Origin of the sequence: Mesorhizobium sp. M9A.F.Ca.ET.002.03.1.2 (assembly GCF_003952365.1) — a bacterium.
GTDB lineage: Bacteria > Pseudomonadota > Alphaproteobacteria > Rhizobiales > Rhizobiaceae > Mesorhizobium.
This window is the reverse complement of the sequence record NZ_CP034443.1, coordinates 426,041-446,812: the sequence shown is the minus strand read 5'-3', so window position 1 is coordinate 446,812 and position 20,772 is coordinate 426,041. Positions and strand designations below refer to the sequence as shown.

Annotated in this window: 13 protein-coding genes; 4 read left to right on the top strand and 9 right to left on the bottom strand. The window is 62.9% G+C overall.

The genetic code is table 11. From position 1 onward, the window contains the following. Window positions 1-120: 120 nt before the first annotated feature. Both gltB and EJ066_RS02190 read left to right on the top strand, forming a co-directional pair. Window positions 121-4,869: a glutamate synthase large subunit gene (gltB, locus tag EJ066_RS02195; protein WP_126043719.1), complete on the top strand. Its 4,749-nt coding sequence runs from the start codon at window positions 121-123 to the stop codon at window positions 4,867-4,869. A gap of 143 nt (window positions 4,870-5,012) precedes the next feature. Then, window positions 5,013-6,467, top strand: coding sequence for a glutamate synthase subunit beta (locus tag EJ066_RS02190; protein ID WP_126043718.1), 1,455 nt, complete (start codon window positions 5,013-5,015; stop codon window positions 6,465-6,467). A gap of 76 nt (window positions 6,468-6,543) precedes the next feature. Here EJ066_RS02190 and EJ066_RS02185 read toward each other — a convergent pair whose 3' ends face one another. Both EJ066_RS02185 and EJ066_RS02180 read right to left on the bottom strand, forming a co-directional pair. After that, window positions 6,544-7,767, bottom strand: a complete 1,224-nt coding sequence (locus EJ066_RS02185; protein ID WP_126034605.1) for a DUF459 domain-containing protein — start codon at window positions 7,765-7,767, stop codon at window positions 6,544-6,546. A 49-nt stretch (window positions 7,768-7,816) separates the two neighbouring features. After that, entirely contained in the window at window positions 7,817-9,043 is a 1,227-nt protein-coding gene (locus tag EJ066_RS02180; protein ID WP_126034604.1) for a lytic murein transglycosylase, read from the bottom strand. A gap of 201 nt (window positions 9,044-9,244) precedes the next feature. On the opposite strand from EJ066_RS02180, the gene galU reads away from it, so the two are divergent. Further along, window positions 9,245-10,159: a UTP--glucose-1-phosphate uridylyltransferase GalU gene (gene galU, locus EJ066_RS02175; protein ID WP_189644505.1), complete on the top strand. Its 915-nt coding sequence runs from the start codon at window positions 9,245-9,247 to the stop codon at window positions 10,157-10,159. Window positions 10,160-10,275: 116 nt separating this feature from the next. Here galU and EJ066_RS02170 read toward each other — a convergent pair whose 3' ends face one another. Continuing rightward, on the bottom strand, window positions 10,276-12,018 hold the full coding sequence (locus EJ066_RS02170; protein WP_126034602.1) for an outer membrane beta-barrel protein: 1,743 nt from the start codon (window positions 12,016-12,018) through the stop codon (window positions 10,276-10,278). Between the two features lie 151 nt (window positions 12,019-12,169). Here EJ066_RS02170 and EJ066_RS02165 point away from each other — a divergent pair, with 151 nt between their 5' ends. Continuing rightward, window positions 12,170-13,171, top strand: a complete 1,002-nt coding sequence (locus tag EJ066_RS02165) for a KpsF/GutQ family sugar-phosphate isomerase (protein ID WP_126034601.1) — start codon at window positions 12,170-12,172, stop codon at window positions 13,169-13,171. A 212-nt stretch (window positions 13,172-13,383) separates the two neighbouring features. Here the strand turns inward: EJ066_RS02165 and EJ066_RS02160 are convergent, their stop codons facing one another. From EJ066_RS02160 to EJ066_RS02135, 6 genes are all read right to left on the bottom strand, one after another. Beyond that, window positions 13,384-13,854 carry an NfeD family protein gene (locus EJ066_RS02160; RefSeq protein ID WP_126034600.1) on the bottom strand — a complete coding sequence of 157 codons (471 nt, stop codon included), beginning with the start codon at window positions 13,852-13,854 and terminating at the stop codon, window positions 13,384-13,386. Between the two features lie 10 nt (window positions 13,855-13,864). Next, window positions 13,865-14,809 carry an SPFH domain-containing protein gene (locus tag EJ066_RS02155; RefSeq protein WP_126034599.1) on the bottom strand — a complete coding sequence of 315 codons (945 nt, stop codon included), beginning with the start codon at window positions 14,807-14,809 and terminating at the stop codon, window positions 13,865-13,867. Between the two features lie 258 nt (window positions 14,810-15,067). Then, the gene (gene hemH, locus EJ066_RS02150) at window positions 15,068-16,120 is read right to left on the bottom strand and encodes a ferrochelatase (RefSeq protein ID WP_126034598.1); all 1,053 of its coding nucleotides are present in this window, start codon (window positions 16,118-16,120) and stop codon (window positions 15,068-15,070) included. Window positions 16,121-16,249: 129 nt separating this feature from the next. Then, window positions 16,250-18,325, bottom strand: coding sequence for a bifunctional UDP-sugar hydrolase/5'-nucleotidase (locus tag EJ066_RS02145; protein WP_126034597.1), 2,076 nt, complete (start codon window positions 18,323-18,325; stop codon window positions 16,250-16,252). A gap of 291 nt (window positions 18,326-18,616) precedes the next feature. Next, window positions 18,617-18,991, bottom strand: coding sequence for a hypothetical protein (locus EJ066_RS02140; RefSeq protein ID WP_126043717.1), 375 nt, complete (start codon window positions 18,989-18,991; stop codon window positions 18,617-18,619). A gap of 96 nt (window positions 18,992-19,087) precedes the next feature. Continuing rightward, on the bottom strand, window positions 19,088-20,533 hold the full coding sequence (locus EJ066_RS02135; protein WP_126034596.1) for a homospermidine synthase: 1,446 nt from the start codon (window positions 20,531-20,533) through the stop codon (window positions 19,088-19,090). Window positions 20,534-20,772: the final 239 nt, after the last annotated feature.

The window sequence follows — 20,772 nt, the reverse complement described above, 5'->3', positions numbered from 1 at the left end:
GTGGAAAGCCACCTGGTTCGGCAAGGATTTCGCAAGACGTGCCGCAAGGATGAGAGGGAAGCCCATGCGCTTCCCGATGGAAGCCAGCGCCCTAAGGGGCGCGGAACGGAGGACAGGATGATGACGGAAGTGACGCCATCTGCGACGAACGGCCCGGCCGCGCAGACGAAAGCGCCAGCCGTCAAAAATCGGTCCATCACCACTGGCCTGACCAATATTGGGCGAACCGATACCGGTTTCGCCGCCCAAGGCCTTTACGATCCGCGCAACGAGCACGATGCCTGCGGCGTCGGCTTCATCGTCAACATGAAGGGCGTGAAGTCGCACCAGATCGTCCAGGACGGTCTTGCCGTGCTCGAAAACCTGACGCATCGTGGCGCCGTCGGCGCCGATCCGCTTGTCGGCGATGGCGCCGGCGTTCTGGTGCAGCTTCCAGACCGTTTCTTCCGCGAGGAAATGGCAGCCCAGGGCATCGAGCTGCCGCCGGCGGGTCAGTACGGCGTCGGACACTGGTTCATGCCGCAGGACGCAGCACTTCGCGCCCATATCGAGGACATCATCGCCGAATCGGCGCAGTCCGAGGGACTTCCGTTGATCGGTTTCCGTGACGTGCCCGTCGACAATTCGTCCCTGTCGAAGGCTCCGGATATCGTGGCATCCGAGCCGTTCCACCGGCAGGTCTTCATCGGCCGTACGTCAGACATTACCGACGACGAGGAGTACGAGGCCAGGCTCTATTTGCTGCGCAAGGTCATATCGGGCCGCATCTACGCCGAGAACGACAACAAGGACATCGGCTCTTACTGCGTGTCGCTGTCGGCGCGCACCATCGTCTACAAGGGCATGTTCCTGGCCTATCAGGTCGGGGCCTACTACAAGGACCTCATCGATCCGCGTTTTGAGACCGCGCTGATCCTGGTCCACCAGCGCTTCTCGACCAACACGTTCCCGTCGTGGAAGCTGGCGCATCCCTATCGCATGGTCGCCCACAATGGCGAGATCAACACCGTGCGCGGCAACAACAACTGGATGGCGGCGCGCCAGGCGTCCGTCGACTCCGAGCTGTTCGGTAACAATATCTCGAAGCTTTGGCCGATCTCCTACGACGGCCAGTCCGACACCGCATGCTTCGACAATGCGCTCGAATTCCTGTTTCAGGGCGGGTACAGCCTCAGCCACGCCATGATGATGCTGATCCCGGAAGCCTGGGCCGGCAACAAGCTCATGGATGCCGATCGCAAGGCCTTCTATGAATATCATGCCGCGCTGATGGAGCCTTGGGACGGGCCGGCGGCGGTCGTCTTCACCGATGGCCGCCAGATTGGGGCCACGCTCGACCGCAACGGGCTTCGCCCGGCGCGCTACATCGTCACCGACGACGACCGCGTCATCATGGCCTCCGAGGCCGGCGTGCTGCCGGTGCCGGAGGAGCGGATCGTCAAGAAGTGGCGGCTGCAGCCTGGCCGCATGCTTTTGATCGACCTGGAGAAGGGCCGCATCATCTCCGACGAGGAGATCAAGTCGGAGATCGCGACCAGGCACCCCTACAAGAACTGGCTCGCCAACACGCAGCTGATCCTGGAAGATTTGAAGCCGGTCGAGCCGCGCGCGCTGCGCAAGGATGTCAGCCTGCTCGATCGCCAGCAGGCTTTCGGCTACACCCAGGAAGATACCAAGCTGTTGATGTCGCCGATGGCGACCACCGGCCAGGAAGCAGTGGGATCGATGGGCACCGACACGCCGATTTCGGCGATGTCGGACAGATCGAAGCTGCTCTACACCTATTTCAAGCAGAATTTCGCCCAGGTCACCAACCCGCCGATCGATCCGATCCGCGAGGAGCTGGTGATGAGCCTGGTATCCTTCATCGGGCCGCGGCCCAACATTTTCGATCTCGTCGGCAATTCACGCCGCAAGCGGCTCGAAGTGCGCCAACCGATCCTGACCAATGGCGATCTCGAAAAGATACGCTCGATCGGCCACACCGAGGACCGTTTCGACACCAAGACGATCGACATCACCTATGGATCGAACGAGGGCGCCGCCGGCATGCAAGGCGCCATCGACCGGCTGTGCGAGCGCTCGGAAGCGGCGGTCGCCGGCGGCTACAACATCATCATCCTGTCCGACCGTCAGCTCGGGCCGGACCGTATCGCCATACCGGCGCTGCTGGCGACGGCGGCCGTTCACCACCATCTGATCCGCAAGGGACTGCGCACCTCCGTCGGTCTGGTCGTGGAGTCCGGCGAACCGCGCGAGGTGCATCATTTCTGCTGCCTTGCCGGCTACGGCGCCGAGGCGATCAATCCTTACCTGGCCTTCGACACATTGCTCGACATGCACAAGCGTGGTGAGCTGCCGGCGGAAGTCGACGCCTATGAAGTTGTCTCCCGCTACATCAAGTCGATCGGCAAGGGCATCCTCAAGGTGATGTCCAAGATGGGCATCTCAACCTACCAGTCCTATTGCGGCGCGCAGATCTTCGATGCGATCGGGCTGAAGTCGGATTTCGTGCAGAAGTATTTCACCGGCACCGCAACGCTGATCGAAGGCGTCGGGCTGGACGAGATCGCGGCCGAGACGGTCAGCCGCCACACCGACGGCTTCGGCGAGGACCCGGTACTGCGCAACAGCCTCGAGGTCGGCGGCGAATACATGTTCCGCATGCGCGGCGAGGCGCATATGTGGTCGCCCGATGCGGTCGCCACCCTGCAGCACGCCGTGCGCCAGGGCTCATGGGACACCTTCAAGGATTATTCCACTCAGATCGACAGCGAGACGGCCCGCGCCCAGACCATTCGCGGCCTGTTCAAGATCAGGCTCGCGGAAGAAACCGGGCGCAAGAAGGTCGCGCTCGACGACGTCATGCCGGCGGCCGATATCGTCAAGCGGTTCTCGACCGGAGCGATGTCCTTTGGCTCGATCTCCAGGGAAGCGCATACGACGCTGGCGCGCGCCATGAACGCCATCGGCGGTAAGTCGAACACCGGCGAGGGCGGCGAAGAGGCCGACCGCTACCTGCCGCTGCCGGGCGGCGGCAAGAACCCCGAGCGTTCGGCGATCAAGCAGGTCGCCTCCGGTCGGTTCGGCGTGACGGCGGAATATCTGGTCAACTCAGACGTGATGCAGATCAAGGTCGCGCAAGGCGCAAAGCCCGGCGAGGGCGGTCAGCTGCCCGGCCACAAGGTTGACGCCACCATCGCCAAGGTCAGGCACTCGACGCCGGGCGTCGGCCTGATCTCGCCGCCGCCGCATCACGACATCTATTCGATCGAGGATCTGGCGCAGCTCATCTACGATTTGAAGAACGTCAATCCGGCGGCAGATGTCTCGGTCAAGCTGGTCTCCGAGGTCGGTGTCGGCACGGTTGCGGCCGGCGTTGCCAAGGCGCGCGCCGACCACATCACCATATCAGGCTATGACGGCGGCACGGGGGCCTCGCCGCTGACCTCGCTCAAGCATGCCGGCAGCCCATGGGAAATGGGCCTTGCCGAGACGCATCAGACGCTGGTGCTCAACGGCCTCAGGTCGCGCGTGGCGCTGCAGGTCGATGGCGGCCTGCGCACCGGCCGCGACGTCGTCATCGGCGCGCTGCTCGGCGCCGACGAATTCGGCTTCTCGACCGCGCCGCTGATCGCGGCCGGCTGCATCATGATGCGCAAATGCCATCTCAACACCTGCCCGGTCGGCGTCGCGACGCAGGACCCGGTCTTGCGCAAGCGCTTCAAGGGCACGCCCGAACACGTCATCAACTTCTTCTTTTATGTGGCGGAAGAGGTGCGCGCCTTGCTCGCCGAGATGGGCTACACCCATCTCGACCAGATCATCGGCGACACCGATCTCCTGGAAAAGCGGGTGCTGATCCAGCACTGGAAGGCGCACGGGCTCGATTTCAGCAAGATGTTCTTCAAGCCGGATGCCCCGCACAAGGCGGTGCACTGGACCGAGCGGCAGAAGCATCCGATCGACGACGTGCTCGACCGCAAGCTGATCGAACTGGCCAAACCGGCCCTCGAAGCCAGGCAGCCGGTCAGCATCGAGCTGCCGATCCGCAATGTCGACCGTTCGACGGGCGCCATGCTGTCCGGCGAAGTGGCAAAGCGCTTCAGGCACAAGGGCCTGCGCGAGGACACGATCTCGGTGAAGCTCACCGGCACCGCCGGTCAGTCCTTCGGCGCCTTCCTGGCGCGCGGGATCTCGTTCGAACTCATCGGCGCTGGCAACGACTACGTTGGCAAGGGCCTGTCTGGTGGGCGCATCGTTATCCGTCCGCCGGAAGAGGCCAAGATCGTCGCGGCTGAGTCCATCATCGTCGGCAACACCGTGCTCTATGGCGCGACCGAGGGCGAGGCCTATTTCGCCGGCGTTGCCGGCGAGCGTTTCGCGGTGCGCAACTCCGGCGTGGCCGCCGTCGTCGAAGGCGTTGGCGACCATGGCTGCGAGTACATGACCGGCGGCATCGTCGTCGTCATTGGCCAGACCGGCCGCAACTTCGCCGCCGGCATGTCGGGCGGCGTCGCCTATGTGCTCGACGAGAAGGGCGATTTCGCAGAGCGCTGCAACATGGCGATGGTCGAACTGGAACCCGTTCCCGAAGAAGACGACCTGATGGAAAAACTGCTCCATCATGGCGGCGACCTCGACCACAAAGGCCGCGTCGACGTGTCCGGCGACATGACCAGCCATGACGAGGAGCGGCTCTATCAGTTGATCTCGAACCACGTCCACTACACGGGTTCGGTGCGGGGCCGCGAGATCCTCGACAATTGGGCGACTTTCCGGCCGAAATTCCGGAAGATCATGCCGGTCGAATACCGTCGCGCGCTGATCGAGATGGAACGCATGCGCATGGGCGTGGCGGCGGAATAGGCTTTGGGAGTTGCCGGGAAGCCAGGCTTCCCGGTCGACGCCTTCATCAACAATCCTGGCCTCGAACTGAAGGTTGCCATGGCTGCCTTATGAGGCTAACGGGTGCGTCGTTGAGCGCGCCACTGGACAGCAGGGACTGGACTATGGGCAAGGTAACAGGGTTTCTTGAGATCGACCGGCAGGTGCACAAGTACCAGCCGGCTTCCGACCGCATCCGGCATTTTCGCGAGTTCACGCTGCCGATGTCGGACAAGGAGGTCGAGAAACAGGCCGCGCGCTGCATGGATTGCGGTATTCCATACTGTCACGGGCCGACCGGCTGCCCGGTCCACAACCAGATCCCGGACTGGAACGATCTCGTCTACAATGGCGACTGGGACAACGCGATCCGCAACCTGCATTCGACCAACAATTTCCCGGAATTCACCGGCCGCATCTGTCCAGCGCCTTGCGAGGAAGCCTGCACGCTGAACCTCGAGGACATTCCGGTCGCCATCAAGACGATCGAGCAGGCGATCGCCGACAAGGCCTATGAAACCGGTCACATCCGGCCCTATCCGCCGGAAAAGAAGACCGGCAAGCGTGTCGCGGTCATCGGCTCGGGGCCGGCCGGCATGGCGGCCGCCCAGCAGCTTGGCCGGGCTGGCCACGACGTCCACGTCTATGAGCGCGAGAGCCGGCCGGGCGGGCTGATGCGCTACGGCATCCCCGACTTCAAGATCGAGAAGCACTATATCGACCGGCGTATCGAGCAGATGCAGGGCGAGGGCGTGAGCTTCCATTGCGGCGTCAATGTCGGCGTCGACAAGCCGGTGGCGGAGCTGCTCGCCGAATACGATGCGGTGCTGTATTGCGGCGGTTCGGAAACGCCGCGCCCGGCCAACATTCCCGGCGACGATCTCGACGGCGTGCATGACGCAATGCCCTATCTGGTGCAGCAGAACAAGCGCATCGGCGGCGAGCCGATCCAGTCGGTGGCGTGGCCCTCGCCGCCGATCGTCGCCGGCGGCCAGCATGTGGTCGTCGTCGGCGGTGGCGACACTGCCTCCGACTGCGTCGGCACCGCGTTCCGCCAGGGCGCCGTGCGTGTCACCCAGCTCGACATCCGGCCGCAGCCGCCGGAAAAGGAAGACAAGCTCACGGTCTGGCCTTACTGGGCAACGAAGATGCGCACCTCGTCCTCGCAAGCCGAAGGCGCCGAGCGCGAATTCCAGGTGGCGACGCTCGAATTCATCGGCGAGGATGGCCAGTTGACCGGCGTCAAATGCTGTGAGGTCGACGAAAAGCGCAAGCCGATCGCCGGCACGGAATTCGTCATCCGCGCGGATCTCGCCTTCATCGCCATCGGCTTTGCCGGGCCGGCCACCGTCGGACCGGTGTCGGAACTGGACGGCCAGATGAAGATCGCCATCGACAGCCGCCGCTCGAAGAACGTCGAGGCCAATGACCGCGACTACAGGACCAGCGTCGAAAAGCTCTATGCGGCAGGCGACGTGCGCCGCGGCCAGTCGCTGGTCGTCTGGGCGATCCGCGAGGGCCGGCAGGCGGCGCGTTCGATCGACGAGGCGTTGATGGGATCGAGCGTGCTACCACGCTGAATGTCTGTCTCGAACTCCATTCCCGCGGCGATCGAAAGACGCTTTCTGCCCTTCCGGTGCCGGGCCTGGGCCAGGTCTACGGACTGATCGCCGGGGTCGTTTTGGTTGCGGCTGACGCCGCAGGTTGCGGCCTGGGCGGCCAGGAAAAATCGTCGGCGCGGCCGGGCGATGCATCTGATGCCTTGCCTTCGACGATGAGCTTTTCGCCGGGCAAATTCTTGTCCGTTTTTGCCGGCGGGGCGGCGCCGAGAAGTTCAGAACCGCCATCGAGCGCCGGATCGCTGAGCAGCATCGGTACGGTGCGATCGACTGCAATGGGCGCGGCCGGCGCCTCGACGGGAGCGCCCGCTGGCGCATAGGCTGCCGGCGTACCCGTGGGCGCAGTTATTCCCAGGATTTTCAGCAAGGGTTTTTCGGCATAGAAGGCGAGCTTGCGTTTACCGGCCGTCGACACGTAGATGCCGTCGTCGGTGCGCAGCCGCACCGGCTGGCCATTGATATCAGGCCCGCTGGTGACGAAGGCACCGTCCTCGTCGACGAACCCGTCCCAGATGTCGACGAATTCGCCGCCATGCGTTTCGGCCGCCGAGCGGTAGATGTCGTTGAAGGCCAGCATGTCGGAGGTCATCTTCGGCGCTTTGAATGCCGGCATGCCGACCCACAGATACGGCACTTTGGCCGATGCAATGGCTTTGCCGAACGCCTCGGCCCGGCGTTCGTATTCCTTGGTCCAGGCTTCGGATCGCGGCTGTTCGCGCTCGTCGTTCACGCGCATTTGCTGCCGATCGTTGGAGCCCAGCATGACGATCACGGCCGCGGGTTTTTCGGCCTCGATCAGCGATGTGATCTCTTCGGGCCAGTTGTAGAAATCGTCACGCACGAAACCGGACGAACCGTTGCTGCGAGCAACGATCCTGACGCTGGTGCTTTCGGCAAAGGCGACATCCAGACCTTCGGCGAGGCCGCTCGCCATGAAATCGCCGACCACCAGGACGGTGTGGGCATCCGGCGCCTTCTCGACAATCGGGGTTGTCGGCTCAGCCGGCCGCCGCTGCGCAGCGCGGGGCTTTTTTGCCTTTGGCTTTCGCGGCCTGGCCCTCTGGATCTGCGGCGGCGGCTCCACCCGCTCGTATCGGCGCGGAAACAACAGGTCACGCAGCGACCAGCCACGCCTTTGTTCTTCCTGCGCCACGGCCGGCGTGTGAAAGGCGGCGGCAGTGCAGACGGCCAAAACGGCAACGGCCAGAATCAGGATCGGCACGCGGCGAAGGATCACCCGGATACGCGCAGCCGAAACCAATCTCCCTCTCCATCCCTTGAGCGGCTCTGGGCCAGCCCCTACGAGGGCTCTAATTCTGCCTGAGCCATTTGAGCACTTCCATGCTCGGATGTCCGTCCTGGGTCAAGCCGGCCTTCGCCTGGAAGGCCTTGATGGCGGCTTTCGATCCCTCGCCGATCTTGCCGTCGAACTTGCCGTCATAGTAACCGTACTGGGAAAGCCGCTGCTGAAGCTCCTGCCTCTCCTCGAAGGTGAGCTTCGTGAAAGGCCGCTTCCAGTCCTGCACAAGCCCACCATAGCCGGCGATTTGGTCGGCAAGAAGGCCAACGGCAACCGCGTATTTGTCGGCGTTGTTGTAGCGCTTGATGACCGAAAAATTCTTGATCATCAGGAAAGCCGGACCGTTGCGGCCGTCCGGCACCTTCAGCGTGGCCTTTTCCGCGCCATTCTTGAACGGCTTGCCGTTGACACGCGTGACACCCAGCGCTTGCCACTGCGACAGTGACTTCGATCCGGCCGGGAACTTCCTGCCCGCGGGAAGGCTGACTTCATAGCCCCAGGTCTTGCCGGCCTGCCAGCCGTTCTTCTTGAGCAGATTGGCGGCCGTTGCCAACGCATCGGGAATCGAATTCCAGATGTCGCGCCTGCCGTCGCCGTCCATGTCGACCGCATAGGCCTGGTAGCTGGTGGGAATGAATTGGGTATGGCCCATGGCGCCGGCCCATGAGCCGCTGAGGTGGCCTTTGTCGATGTCGCCCCTTTGCAGGATCTTCAGCGCCGCGATCAACTGGGTGCGGGCGAATTTCGATCGTCTGCGGTCGGCATAGCCAAGCGTTGCCAGCGAACGCACGACATTGCGCATGACGTCGTCGCGCTTGAGGATTTCGCCGTAGTTCGATTCCATCGACCAGATGGCCAGCAGGATGTAGCGGTCGACGCCGTATTTGGCCTCGATCCTGTCCAGCCACGGCTTCCACTTCCTCGCCATCTGCTGGCCGACAGCGACCGACTGATCATGGACGCGGTTGTCGAAATAGTCCCAGGCGGGCGCGGTGAATTCGGGCTGATAACGCGCCTTTTCCAACACCACCGGGTCGGCATCGCTGATCCCCTGGAATGCCCGGTCGTAAACGGCGCCGGACACGCCGTTCTGCACCGCGGTGGCGCGGAAGCTCGCCACCCATTGCCGGAAACCGGCATCGGCAAAAGCAGGTCCGGCGGGCATCAGCAAGGCGAGCGAAAGGCTGGCGGCCGCAACGACGCTTGTGAAGCGCTTTGCGGCATTGCGGACGGACATCTTTTCCTCCTTCTTGATCACAGGAAGATCATTCATCGCCGAACCCGGTTAGCATTTGGTTTACCATAGGTGCCGTTGGGAACGAAAAGATGCGTTGGCGCTTTACGCACTACGGAATTTCTGACTTGCCGTTCCATAATCCTCGATTCCGGCGCGAAAATGTCTCGTAACGGGATTGCCGAACAGTCTTACAAGCGGATAATTGACAGCATGAAGAGAGTTCGCAAGGCAGTTTTCCCGGTTGCCGGTCTTGGTACGCGGTTTCTCCCGGCCACCAAGGCCATACCCAAGGAAATGTTGACCGTCGTCGACAGGCCAGTCATCCAATACGTGGTCGACGAGGCACGCGAAGCCGGCATCGAGCACTTCATCTTCGTGACCGGCCGCAACAAGGCGGTCATTGAGGACCATTTCGACGTCCAGTTCGAGCTCTATGACACGCTTGCCCAGCGCGGCAAGGACGACGAGCTCGCCCGCTTGCAACGGCTGCAACCCTCGCCGGGGCAGACCAGCTTCACGCGTCAGCAGGTGCCGCTTGGCCTTGGTCATGCCGTCTGGTGCGCCCGCGAGCTCGTCGGCGACGAGCCATTTGCGCTGCTTTTGCCCGACATGATCATGCAATCGGAGAAAAGCTGCATGAAGGGTATGGTCGAGCTTTATGCCGAGACCGGCAACAACATCATCTCGGTCCAGGAATGCGATCCCGCCGAGGCCCATAAATACGGCATCGTCGGCCGCGGCGAAGATACGCATCATGGCTTCCGCATCACCGGCATGGTGGAGAAGCCGAAGACCGGCACAGCACCCTCCAATCTCTACATCAACGGACGCTACATCCTGCAGCCGGAGATATTCAAAATCCTCGAAGACCAGGAAAAGGGCGCCGGCAACGAGATCCAGCTCACCGATGCGATGCTGAAGCTGAAGCAGCAGCAGCCATTCTATGGCTACCATTACAAGGGACGAACGTTCGATTGCGGCTCTCCGGAAGGCTTTGTCGAGGCCAATGTCGCTTTCGCACTGTGGCGCAAAGACGTGAACGGGAACATGGCGGGCGTCATCCGCAAGCTTCTCGACGAGCTCCAGCCCTCGGAGCAGCGGGACGCGGCGGTGTAGGATTTACTGTATTCAGGGGATTCCGGCCTGACTTCAGTCACACAGCCCGACAACAGGGCGAGGGCCGTATACAATCTGAAGCGATTGTCCTGCACCCAAGCCTTGAGCGGCCTGCTTTACCGCTGCAGCGTCACCCCGACGAAGATGCTGTGGGCCGTGTAGTCGCGGCCCTCCAGGTTGCTGGTCTGTTTTTCAGTTCTGGCGCGGGTGGTCAGCCCGGTATACCGGTTCAGCCACCATGTCAGCCCGGCCTCGGCGCTCAGCGTCAGATCATGGCCGTCGGACCCGATGTAATCGCGCCAGTCCACGCCCAAAGCCGCGTTCCCGGTCAGGTTGGCGCGGATTTCCCGCTCGCCGGTGAGGCGGCCGGAATAAAGGATGTCGCCGCTTTGTCCAGCGGTCGTCGTGCCCTCGACGATCGTCTGTCCGGTAAGGCCGATCGTGGTGCCGCGTTCCGGCGACCATTTGAGGTCGGCGTTCACCGTGGCACCTGAAATCGCCGGCAGCTGATCGTCGTCGATCGCCTCCCGCAGCCAGCCGGCCGAGAATTCGCCGGCAAGCTTCTCGCCGAGGTCGAGTTCGGCGCCGGCCCGAACGCCAAGCCGCGTCGAGGATCGTTCGAAACCATTAGGGTCGACGCGCAAATCATAGAGCCGGCGGCCGATTTCGACCTCGGTGAAGGGGGTGATGGCGGGAGAAATCTCATAGCCGGTGCGCAAGGTGGCGGTATAAAGCGTCGAGTCGCGCTCCTTCTGCGACAGCGATCCGCCCATCGAAAGCTCGGCGTCGCCATAGATGTCGCGTGCGACCGCGCCGGTCAGGGCGAAGCGCATCTTGCCGGCATCCTTCTCGACGGCGAGGCTGCCGTTGATGGTCTGGCGCACCGGCTGCTCGACGGTGCCTTCGATGACGACCGGCGACGAAGCCGATTCCGGCGCCGCCTCGTAACCGAGCTTGGCGATGGCGCGCAGATCGTTGTCGAGGTCGACATTGAGTGTGCCCTCGACACGGCCCCGCGCCTCCTGAATCTCGTCGCCCGATATGGTCTTGAGAAAGGTGCCGTAGCCGTCGATGACAGCTGAGTTTTCTCGCCAGTCGGAGATGGCATTGAAGCGCAGCGTCGTTTCCGACAGCAGGGCCGGTTTGCCCTCGCTGCTCGAATCGGCATTCGACGACGCCGTCAGACCTTGCTCGAGCGTCGGCCTGATCACGAAGGAGCCGAGTTTGATGCCGGTGGCGGCGAACGGGTCGTCCTCGGCCCTCTTGTCCCGACCTTCGATGGCTTCGGCGCGCTCGGCGCCCGGATCGAGCTTCTGCCTGTCGGCGGAATCGATGGTCACGGCACGACGATTGATGGCGTCCTGGTCCGTCTCGGCGGTGTCATCCGTCGTGGCTAAAGTCCTGGCGGCGGTTTTTTTCTCGGCGGCGTCGACCTCGTCTTGATCGGCCGCGCGTTGCCTTGCGCTCGATGGCCGGCGCCGCGGGACGGGAGCGGGGGTGTCGGCGAACGGATCGTCGGTGGTTTCCGGCGAATCGAAAATGCTGCCGGTCGCGGGCGATGTGTCTTCATCCAGTCCGGCGCCCGGGCTGGCCGGCTGATAGGTGGGCGCCGGCGCATTGCTCTGAGTGATTGCGCCTGCCTGTGCCGTCTGATCCTGGGCGCTGGCCATGCTCAATTGCCTGGTCTTGCGCTGCTGGTCGTCCAGAATTGCCGATTCCGAAACCTCACGGCGCAGCTCGGTTACCTGAGCATAGGGCTGTGCTGGCCGCAGCAGGGCGAAGACGCTGGTCGCCAGCAGCAAGGCGCAGACCGCCTTGCCGCTTCGTCTTCTGTTCTTTTCAGGCTGGGCACCGGACATCGCCACCACTGCTTGCGCGGCGCACGCGCGCCATACTTACCGAACCGTAAATGGGGATGGTTAACGGAGGGTTGAGGCGGTCGCTCATCGGCCCTTGCCGGGTGGCAATTCCGTTGGACAGGCGCGCGCCAAAGCGCTAATCGCATCAGCCATGCATGCGGAATCCCCAGACAGGAAGCGGCCCGACGGGCAAGCTTCGATCGCCTCGGCGCTCAGAACGGTAGCGACCGAGCAAGCCGGTATCGCGGCGCTGGCGGCCGCGCTCGAAGACGGATTGACCGAGCCTTTCGCGCGCGCCGTTGACATGGTGTCGCAAATCGAGGGCCGCGTCATTGTCACCGGTGTCGGCAAGAGCGGCCATATCGGCTCGAAGCTCGCAGCAACGCTCGCCTCGACCGGCACGCCGGCTTTCTTCGTCCATCCTGCCGAAGCCAATCATGGCGACCTCGGCATGATCGCCAGGGACGATGCCATCATCGCCATGTCGTGGTCGGGCGAGAGCCTGGAGCTCAAGGGCATCATCGCCTATTCCAGGCGCTTCTCGATTCCGCTGATCGCGGTCACCGCCGGAGAGAGATCGGCGTTGGCGCGCGAGGCCGATGTGGTGCTTTTGCTGCCGCGCGCGCCTGAAGCCTGTCCGCATGGCCTTGCGCCGACGACATCGACGCTGCTGCAACTGGTGGTCGGCGATGCGCTGGCCATCGCGCTGCTCGAAGCGCGCGGCTTCACGCCGGATCATTTCCGCACCTTCCATCCGGGCGGGCAGCTTGGCGCCAATCTGACGCAGATCCGCGATATCATGCATGTCGGCGACAGGCTGCCGCTGGTGCCTTCCGGCACTGGAATGCGCGAGGCGATCCTCGAATTGTCGCGCAAGGGGTTTGGCTGCGTGGCAATCACCGCCGCGGACGGTGCGCTGATCGGCATCATCACCGACGGCGATATCAGGCGCCACATCGGCAGCAATCTTTTGGCGATGAGCGTCGATCAGGTCATGACCAAGGAGCCGAAGACGGCCGGGCCGGACACGCTGGTGGCGACGGCGCTGCAGACGATTAACACTTCAGCCATCACCAGCCTGATGGTGGTCGAGGGCAGACGGCCGATCGGACTTGTCCATCTGCATGACCTGCTGCGCATCGGCGCGGCCTAGGGTGCGTCGATATTCAGGTGATGCCGGCCTGCGAACGCCGGTTTCCTGCGCTTCCGGTGCTCACGTACTTGGGAGTACGCTCCGCTCCGGCCTACGCCGGCCGTAGCCCTCATAAGCGCCTCCGCCCTATGAAGGCTACGGCCGGCGTAGGCCGGTTCTCGGAAACTATCGTTTTCGACTCGGCCTGACCTGAATCTCAACACACCCTGGATTCAGCTCAAAACCGCCTCGACCGTCAGCTCCAGATCGGTATCGGCCGCGCCCGTCACGCGCACCTGCGTGCCGGCCGGCAGATCAGGGCCGGAGACGCGCCATATCGTGTCGCCGAGCTTTATGCGGCCGCGCCCGTCCTTGATCGGCTCGGCAAGCGTCGCCATCCTGCCGATCATTTGTGCGCCGCGGCGGTTGAGCAGCGGCTGGTCGGTTGGGTCATGGCGCCCGCCCGCCAATCTCTTGCCGACATAAGTTGAAACCAGCGACATCGCGAGGAAGGCGAGAACCTGAACCTGCCAGGTCCAGAAACCTGCGTCCCAGATGAGCAGGGAGACTGCACCGATCAGCAGCGCGGCGATGCCGATCCATAGCATGAAGATGCCCGGCGCGATGACCTCCATGACGAGGAGAATGAAGCCGAGAACCATCCAAGTCCAAGGGCCGAGTTCGGAAACGATGCGGTCGAACATGGGATCGGCCTCAGGTCTGGCTGGGGCGAACCACGGGCGGGCGTGAGGCTTGCCGTGCGGCAGTGCCTTCGCTCCCGAAGACTTCCTTGGCGATCTCGCCGATGCCGCCGAGCGTGCCGATCAGTGATGAAGCTTCCATCGGCATCAGCACGACCTTGCTGTTCGTGGCGGAGCCGATCCTGGTCAGCGCTTCGGTGTATTTCAGCGCGACGAAGTAGTTGAGCGCCTGCACGTCGCCCTTGGAGATCGCCTCCGACACCACCTGCGTGGCGCGGGCCTCGGCCTCGGCCGAGCGTTCTCGCGCCTCGGCGTCGCGGAAGGCGGCTTCCTTGCGGCCCTCGGCTTCCAGGATCTGCGACTGCTTGAGGCCTTCGGCGTCGAGGATCTGCGCGCGCTTGTTGCGTTCGGCCATCATCTGGCGACCCATCGATTCGACAAGATTGGCCGGCGGGTTGATGTCCTTGATCTCGACGCGGGTGATCTTGATGCCCCAGGGATGCGCCGCCTCGTCGACGACGCGCAGCAGGCGCTCGTTGATGGCGTCGCGGTTCGACAAAAGCTCGTCGAGGTCCATCGAGCCCATCACGGTGCGGATGTTGGTCATCGTCAAATTGAGGATGGCGTTCTCGAGGCCGGCAACCTGGTAGGCGGCCTGTGCGGCGTTGAGCACCTGGTAGAAGGCGACGCCGTCGACGCCAACGGTGGCGTTGTCGCGGGTGATGATCTCCTGGGTCGGAACGTCGAGCACCTGCTCCATCATGTTCAGCTTGGCGCCGATGCGGTCGACGAACGGCACGATGAGGTTGAGGCCGGGGCTCAATGTCCTGGTGTAACGCCCAAAGCGTTCGACGGTATAATTGTAGCCTTGCGGGATTGTTCGGATGCCCTTGAAAAGCACGAGCACGACAAGAGCGACAAGAACAAGAAGCGCGATATCGAAACCACTGAAATCCATTTGGCTCTCCCTCAGATGCCGGCCACTTTAGAGTGACGTGCGTATACTGGACGCACAAAGTACGCACTTACTCTTTATAGCTGCGCACCGCTCCTCCCGAAAATCGATTCCGAATTTCAGGCCGATGCGGTAGACGTTCGACGCAACCGACTTCACCAAACACTTAAGTGTGTTTCAGAAATGTTACAATCAGGTGATTGTGGATTGCCGGTGCGTAGACAGCTGCAACGGCGCGATCGAAGGTGGCTGCTCCGTCCTTCAGATCCAGCCCGAGAGTTCGCGCCGCACCATGGCCTCGATCACCGCCATGCCCTCGGCGCTGTCGTTGAGGCAAGGGATGTGCGCGAACTTCTCGCCGCCAGCATGATGGAAGGTCTCGGCCGCCTCCCTGCCGATCTCGTCCAACGTCTCGATGCAGTCGACAGAAAAGCCCGGATTGACGATGGCGATCGATCTCACGCCTTCTCCGGCCAATTTCTCGACCGTCTTGTCGGTGTAGGGCTGAAGCCACTCCTGCGCCCCGAAACGCGATTGGAACGTTGTGATCAGCTTCTTCTCGTCCCAGCCGAGCTTTTCGCGCAGCAGCCGGGTCGTCTCCAGGCAATGGGCCTGATAGGGGTCGCCCCTGTCGGAATAGGGTTTCGGAATGCCGTGATAGGAGGCGATGACCACCTGCGGTTCGAAATCGAGGGTCGCCAGGTGGCGCTCGATCGAACGTGCAAGCGCCTCGATATAAACCGGTTCGGCATAATAGGGCGGCACGCTGCGGATCGCCGGTGCGCGGCGCATCTTCATCAGCGCGCGAAATAACTGGTCGTTGGCGGTCGCGGTCGTGGTCGCGGAATATTGCGGATAGAGCGGAAAAGAAAGAATGCGGTCGCAGCCTTGCGCGACCAGCCCTTTGGCCACGCTCTCGGTCGACGGATTGCCGTAACGCATCGCCCAGTCGACGACGACATCGGGCAGGTCGCGCAGCGCCTCGGCGAGTTTTTCGCCCTGGGTGCGGGTGTAGGTGCGCAGCGGCGACTCGTTGCGCTGCCGGTTCCATATCCTGGCATAGTTGGCGCCCGACTTCTTGGGACGCGTGGTGAGAACCAGCCCATAGAGGATTGGATACCAGATCGCCTTGTTGAGCTCGATGACGCGCGGATCGGACAGGAATTCCCTGAGATAGCGCCACATCGGCTTGAACTCGATGCCGTCGGGCGTGCCGAGATTGATCAGCATGACGCCGATCCTGCCCGCGCCCACCGGCGGCTGTCCTGCCGGCAGCGGGCCGAGGGCCTTCGCGGCTTTGGGATCAAGCGTCATAGCGGTTCTCCGGACACCGCGCGAAACTAGCGATGCCGCGCCTGTTTTCAATGCAGCGTCTGGCCGCACCTTGAAAAAGCCGCACCCGTCCGTTTCTCGGGCGGGTGCTCTCGAATTCCGGCTGCCGGGCTATTTCGCGGCGGGCGGTATGGTCAAGGTTGCGCCGATGGGCAGCCGGCGCGGCTTGTAGCCCTCGTTGGCGTCGGAGATCATTTTCCACTTGGCGCCATCGCCGTAGGCTTTTGCCGCCAGATCCCAATAGGTATCGCCGGCAACGATCACGTGGCTGCTTTCAGCCGGCGTCATCGCCTCGGCCGGTTCGGCAGGCGCGGGCGCAGCCTCTGCGGGCTTGGCCGTTTCCGTGGCCGCAGGCGCCGTCTCGGCTGGTTTTGCGGGCTCGGCAGGTGCCGGCGTTGCCGGGGCGGGTTCCGCCGGGACGGCCGGCGGCGTCGTGGCGATGTCGCCCGAACCCATCGGCAGTTCGGGCATCGCCGGCTCCGCAGTTGCGGCTGGAGCCGTCTCGGCCGGTTTTGCCGGCTCGGTCGGCTTTGCCGGTTCCTGGGCCGGTTCCGCAGCCGGAGCTGCCGGTTCCGCCGCGGCGATCTCGGTTATGCGGCCCTCGAGCTTCGGCGTGTAGGGCCGATGCGCGCCGAGATAATCGGCGACCACCTGTTCGAGACCCGGACCATAGTCATAGGCGTTCTTGGCCTTCTCAGCGAAGATATTGTAGCCGTCGCCGCCCTGGCGCACATAGTTATTGGTGGCGACCAGGTAATCCTTGTCCGGATTGATGGGGGTCCACGCGCCACCTTCCATGACCTCGACCGACTTGACGCGCCCGGCATTCGGGGCAACCGATTTGTCGAATGAATATTTCAGGCCGGCAACCTGCGGAAAGCGCCCGGCGCCGTCCTCGATCTGACTGAGACCGCTTTCGAGCGCGGCAACCAGATCCTTGCCGGAAATCTGGAAGGTGGCCAGCGTGTTCTGGAACGGCAGTACGGTCAGCACCTCGCCCATGGTGATGGTTCCCTGGTCGATCGAGGCGCGCAGCCCGCCGCCATTCGAGATGACGATCTCGACACCCTGATCCTTGACGCGATCGAGGACGGCGTCAGAGACGAGATTGCCCATCTCGCACTCGCGGGTGCGGCAACTCTCGCGGCTGCCGTCGATCGTCTTGGTGGCTTCTGCGACCTCCTTGTTCTTCAAAGCCTCGATCGGCGCGCCGAGTTCCTTGATGCGGGCAAGCACCGCGGGATCTGGCGTGATCGACTTGTCGAGATGGATCGGGTCGCCGCTGGCTTGCTTGACGACGCCGTCGTCGTCGAACACGACCTTGAACTCGCCGAGATATTTCGAATAGGACGCCGCCTGGACGACCGGCACCTTGTAGCCGTCCGGATTGTCGACCATCGTCGGGTAGGGGCCTTCCGCCTTGGGGTCGGTGTTGGACAGCAGCGAATGGCTGTGGCCGCCGACCACCACGTCGACACCCGGGATCTTGGCGATGACGTCGCGCTCGCGCTTATAGCCGATATGGGTGACCGCGATGATCTTGTTGACGCCTTCTCCCTTCAGCCTCTCGACCTCGGCTGTAATCGACTTGACGTCGTCCTCGATCTTGACATTGGGGCCTGGCGAGGCGAGCTCCGGCGTGTCGTTGGTGACCGCGCCGACGATGCCGATCTTCTGGCCCCCGACCTCGACAACGATCGACGGTTTCACGCGGTCGCCGAGCTTGGATTGCGCGTCGGCCTTCACATTGGCGCCGAGCACCGGAAACTGGATCATGTCCAGGAACGGCGCCAACGCCGCCTCGCCATCGTCGAACTCGTGATTGCCGAGCTCCATGGCATCGAATTTCATCTGGTTGAGGAATTCGCCTTCGGTCTTGCCCTTGTAGGTCGTGTAGAAGAGCGAACCCTGGAAATTGTCGCCGGCGCTGAGCAGCAGCACGTTCTGGCCTTCCAGCTTCTTGCGCTCCTGGGCGATCGCCGTGATCAGTCGCGCCGCGCCGCCGATGCACTCGCCCTTGGTCTCCTCTTCGGCCGAGCAGGTCGATTCATATTTGTTGTTGCTTTCGATGCGGCTGTGCCAGTCGTTGATGTGCAATATGTTCAGCGTGTAGTCGGCAAAGGACACGCCGGCCGACAGGCCAAGCGCGGACGCCGACAGGGCGGCAATGGCGGCGATCTTTTTCATCTTCGTCTCCCCGATGACCTGAGTACAGCGCCGCGCATCATTTGGGACGCGCAGGGACGCTGTGCCAATTTGATTTTGCGCATGATCCCCAGCGAAAATCGATTCCGATCTTCGGGGTCATGCGCAGAGGTGTTTAACCCCTCTGCTTGACTGGAGCATAACAGCCAGCTTTTTGTCCATGCTCACATCGCGTGTCGGCTCATGCAAGCAGAATCGGGTCAGCTTTGCCGGCGCAAAAAAACACGGCGGCCCTCCAGCCGCCGTGCTTTGCGAAAGCGGTTCCGTATGGGCTCAGGTGCGTCGCGTCAGCACGAAGTTCTGCCCGCTCGCGCTGGTGCAATTAAGCTGGGAAGTGGAGATCAGCAGGCAGTTGAAGCTGATCGGTGTCTGGCGGATCAGTGAGGTGCCATGGATCTCGACCGAGGTAGCGCCGGTCATGGTATAGCTGCCGTCGGAAAGTTTCTGGCCGGTGTCGGTGGCGACGGTGTTGAAGCTGCCGGCAGCGAAGGTCGACAGGCCCGTGCCTTGCGCGTCGATCCACGAGCCTTCGACCGCGCTCCGCGTGGCCACTGGCGGCCCGCCCGGGGCGGCGGTGGTGCACGCTGCCAGGACGACGGCAGTGGTCGCGGCAAAGCCAGCTGAAAGCAATTTGCGCGCAATCGTCATCATCAAAATCCTCTTATCGGTCCGCCCCTCTTCAATCGCCCGATTTCCGGGTGATTGCAAGACAGCGAGATATAACGATCGAGCGGGGATGTTGCACTATCGGACGAGGATGTTGCGGAATTGCCATGGGTCGTTTTTGTCGAGGTCTTCCGGGAACAGACCAGGGCGGTTATCGAGGGGCGTCCAGTCGGTGTAGTGGCCCTTGACCGGCCCGAGATAGGGAGACTGCACTTCCAGGCAGCGCCTGTAGTCCATCTCGTCGGCCTCTACGATGCCGGCCTCGGGATTTTCCAGCGCCCAGACCATGCCCGCCAGCACTGCAGACGTGACCTGCATGCCGGTCGCGTTCTGATACGGCGCCAGCTTGCGCGCCTCCGCCAGCGATAGCTGCGAGCCGTACCAATAGGCGTTCTTGTCATGGCCGTAGAGCAGCACGCCGAGCTCGTCGACACCGTCGACCAGCTCGTTCTCATCGAGCACGTGATGCACGGATTGCGCCTTGCCGGCGGCACCGAACATCTCGTGCAGCGACAGCACGGCGTCGTTGCAAGGGTGGTAGGCGTAGTGGCAGGTCGGGCGATATTGAACCTTGCCCTTCTTGCCGCGCAGGGTGAAGAAGTCGGCGATCGAAATCGACTCGTTGTGCGTCACCAGGAAGCCGTATTGCGGTCCGGGCGTCGGGCACCAGCTGCGCACACGTGTGTTGGCGCCCGGCTGCTCCAGAAAGATCGCGGCCTTCGAGCCATGCTGGTGCTTCTTGGCGTTCTTCGGCATCCAGGTCTCATGCGTGCCCCAGCCGAGCTCGGCCGGCTGCAGGCCTTCCGAGATGAAGCCTTCGACCGACCAGGTGTTCCAGAACACGTCCATCGGCTTGGGCTTCTTGGTGCGCTGTGTGTCGCGCTCGGCGATGTGGATACCCTTGACGCCGGCCTTCTTCATCAGCTTGGCCCAGCCTTCGCGATCGTGCTGGGCCGGTTCGGAAAATTCCAGCCCGAGGTCGGTGGCGAGATTGACCAGCGCCTGTTTGACGAACCAGGAGACCATGCCCGGATTGGCGCCGCAGGTGGAGATTGCGGTCGCCCCACCGGGGCGCGTGTGCTTTTCTTCGATCATGGATTCGCGCAGCGCATAATTGGTGCGGCTGGCATTGTCGGCCTTTGCGTCGAAATAGAAGCCGAGCCATGGCTCGACGACGGTGTCGATGTAAAGCACACCCAGCTTGCGACAGAGCCGCATCAAATCCACTGAGCCGGTGTCGACGGACAGGTTGACGCAAAAGCCCTGGCCGCCACCTTTGGTCAGCAGCGGCGTCAAAAGTTTCTTGTAGTTCTTCCGGGTCACAGCATCCTGCATGAAGGTGATGCCGCGCTCGTCGAGCAGCTTGCGGTCGGTATCGCGTGGATCGACGACGGTCATGCGCGACTTGTCGAATTTGAAATGGCGCTCGATCAGCGGCAGCGTTCCCCGTCCGATCGAACCGAAGCCGATCATCACGACAGGGCCGGTGATCTCACCGTAAACGGGCCAGTTTTCATTCGCCATTTTATCGATTACTCCCTCAAACAGGCTGAAAAGCCGGGCCGTCTCGCCGGACGGCCAAGCGCTACAACCACAGATCATTGTCATAAACCAGCGAAAAGCGCCAACCGCGGCTACGCTGCGTTGGCTACGTGGTTAAGGCCGAAACCGTGGATGAGCGAAGCTCACGATCGGTTTTTTCGCTTTCCGCGGCATCCGGCGTGGCCTCCCATCGTCGGCTGCAATTGCGGGGAGGCGCTTCA